The sequence below is a fragment of the Candidatus Sordicultor fermentans genome, assembly GCF_012728195.1.
GTDB lineage: Bacteria > Atribacterota > Atribacteria > Atribacterales > Caldatribacteriaceae > Sordicultor > Sordicultor fermentans.
In genome coordinates, this window is sequence record NZ_JAAYFP010000224.1 from 1 (window position 1) to 2,699 (window position 2,699).

At 42.1% G+C, this 2,699-nt stretch carries 3 protein-coding genes and 1 pseudogene; 2 read left to right on the top strand and 2 right to left on the bottom strand.

Features of this window, described 5'->3' with window-relative positions:
• Positions 1-240, top strand: a 240-nt coding sequence (locus tag GXZ17_RS10755; protein WP_409377281.1) for a nucleotidyltransferase domain-containing protein, incomplete at its 5' end; no start/stop codon positions are given.
• Positions 241-430: 190 nt separating this feature from the next.
• Positions 431-679 (top strand): hypothetical protein, encoded by a 249-nt coding sequence (locus GXZ17_RS10760; protein ID WP_409377282.1) that lies wholly within the window; start codon positions 431-433, stop codon positions 677-679.
• 489 nt (positions 680-1,168) lie between these two features.
• Here GXZ17_RS10760 and GXZ17_RS10765 read toward each other — a convergent pair whose 3' ends face one another.
• Both GXZ17_RS10765 and GXZ17_RS10770 read right to left on the bottom strand, forming a co-directional pair.
• Positions 1,169-2,125: a TonB family protein gene (locus tag GXZ17_RS10765; protein ID WP_409377283.1), complete on the bottom strand. Its 957-nt coding sequence runs from the start codon at positions 2,123-2,125 to the stop codon at positions 1,169-1,171.
• Between the two features lie 296 nt (positions 2,126-2,421).
• Positions 2,422-2,699 (bottom strand): annotated as a pseudogene (locus GXZ17_RS10770) (hypothetical protein); the annotation flags it as partial.

A 2,699-nucleotide genomic window follows, 5' to 3' on the forward strand; every position in this document is an offset into this window, starting at 1 on the left:
GACATCCTGCGTATCGGTGTTTTTGGTTCTTATAATGCTCCTTTCTGGGGAGTGGGGAGCGACCTGGATGTGGTGGTGGTTTTACGAAGATCTCCTTGTCCCTTCTGGGAGCGGTCGCGATATTTTGATACTATGAGCCTGCCGGTCTCCGTTGACCTTTTGGTTTACACCGAGGAGGAATTTGAGAAATTAGAAGGACGTTTCGCTCAAGTTATGCAAAAAGAGGTCCGGTGGCCATAGCCTATCTACTTTGTTATCGCAAGTAGCGAAGCAACCGTAGCGATTCTCGGTGCTTTTCTTTTTTCCTTGTAATCCTCTTTCTTTTTCGTCATCTCTTATTTGTCACCCCCGAATGCTTCTGCGAGGGGTCTTTAGATTCCTGATTGAAGATTTTGGAAATGACGAAAAGGGAAATCCTCGACGAGAGAAGGTGAGGTTCCCGCAAAATCTCTTTTGTATAGCGAATATAACTGGTTTTGTAGGATGCTTTGGTTGTCATTGTTCCGCCGGTGCTTTTGTGGCCAGCAGCGGAGACCGAGTTTGTATTGATTGCTTGCCAGAGATGTTCGTTGTTCTGGTTCAACCGTGGGATTTTAAAGCTGTAGAAGGGAAATGTGATAAAGAAAGACCTGACCCTCAAATTTTCAAGAATATTTGTAAAAATCAAATATTCGAGTGAGCGCTTTCCCGATTATCTCGATTTTTATAGTCTCCTCTCCCTTGAAGGGAAAGGATTCCGTTTTCATTTCCATCTGGTGCTGCGAAGGGGCATGGGGGTCTATCCTGGACTCTTGCCAGGAAATCATTGTTGGACTATGAGGAGAAAAATGTTGATTATATTGATGCCTATCTGGCAAACTTCGCTCTCCGTAAGAGACCTTCTACCATCTATACCCTGGACAGTAAACATTTTCCTCGCCCGAGGGGAGATGTTAGACAGCCTACGGCGTAAGATAAAAAAACTTGGAAAAAACAAAAAGATAAAGGCAATTACGTTGTGTTAAAAACTCGGGATTGCAACGCCAGACGATAAAGTGAGGCTTGCAATGACCCTGGAGGGGATTGCCACAGACTATAAGGGGGCTCCGCCCCTTTATCAACCACCAAAAAGCAAATAACCAAAAATTACTGGTGGAAAAAGCTCCACCAGTAGTCTGGAGAAATATGGCTACTTCAAACGGAATGCTATGGGAATCAACACCCAGCTACTTCTTTCTTTGCCCTCGATTTGTGCAGGCTTAAATTGCCATTGATAAACGGCTTCTATGGCTGACTGATCAAAATCTTGATAGCCGGAGGAAGTATGTATTTCTACCTGAGTGACCTTGCCTTCCTGGTCGATTAATACCTTTAGTCGGAGTTGCCCCTCGATTCCCCTCTTTCTCAGATTCTTGGGATATTTTGGTTGAAGAATAGAAATAATTTTAGGGGGGACAATTTTTTCATCTGAGAAATCAGATCGGGTCAAATCGAGGGGCACTTCTATTTGATTTGGTTGACACTCCTCTTCTAAGTTCGAATTCAGAGACGGATTTATTTCTTCTTTTTTATTGTTTACCGGTTTTGATAAATTGTAGTCGGCAGTTTTGGTTGACCCCCCTCTTTCCTTATCTACTTTTGCTTCAGGCTCAGTTTTTGCAAAATCTATTTTTTCTGTCGGGATATCAGTAGCTCTTGGGGGGAGTGTTTCTAATTCTGTTTTAATCTGCTCGATTTTTTCTTCGGGAGTCGGCTTTTGTGGCTCTACCTCCTCTTTTACCGCTGCAACCTTCGGTTTGATTTCCTTCCTTTCCTCTTTTTCTACCCCCTGCAAATCATTTTTTTGGTTTGGGGGAGATTTTTCTTCACTGTTGATTGTGGGGAAAATTTGCTCCTCGTTTGCAATATTTGGAACTGAATCTAATGTTTCTGTTTCCCTGGGGGGCGAAGAAAAAGTTTTTGGTTGTAATTCTTCTTCTCTCTCAGTATTTAGAGAAGGAAGAAATGCTACCTGAATATATTTGGGGGTATGGTTTTCTTCCACCGGTTTTTCCTTTAAGTCAATTATGGTGGCCAGAAGCATAGCTCCCCAAAAGTGTAAAAGTATTGAAATTACTAATGCAACATAAATAGATTTGCCTTTCATTCTTCTCCAGTATCTCCCTATTAAAGACAGCCAAAAATAGACCTCATGCCCCCTCGGAGCACCAAATAACAATGAAAACCTGGGGTCCATGCTTATGCTTCCCCCCAGAAGAGGGATTTCTAAAAGACCACCCTCACCTTAATCCTCTCCCGTCAAGGGCGAGAAAATCCTTTATATTTTTTGATTTTTAACTGTTTTTTAGCCTTTCGGGGTTTATACGGGGGGCAATGCCCCCCTTATTTTTAATATTTTTTTGGGGGATTATAAAGGAATACTCCCCTTTATTGCTTGGTTAATTAAAAATTGGTGCTGATACCCAGCATAAATGTTCTACCTTGGATGGGATAACCACTTACTAACTCAGGTCGTTGATCGAATAGATTCTTAATTGAAAAGCTAAGTTTTATTTTTTGGTCGTTTTCATTCCCCAGGGTGAAGTCTCTGGTAATATTGGCATCAACGATGTAGTAGTTTTCTAACCCATCCGGCCGGCCGGCTACTATATAACCATTAAGACCAGCGGTAAAATTATCTTGATCATCACCAATCTGGTCAGTATAGCTCAGACCCAAAC

Bases quoted from the DNA above. Each gene is read 5' to 3' on its own strand.
- GXZ17_RS10765 (WP_409377283.1), bottom strand. From the start codon at position 2,125: ATGAAAGGCAAATCTATTTATGTTGCATTAGTAATTTCAATACTTTTA.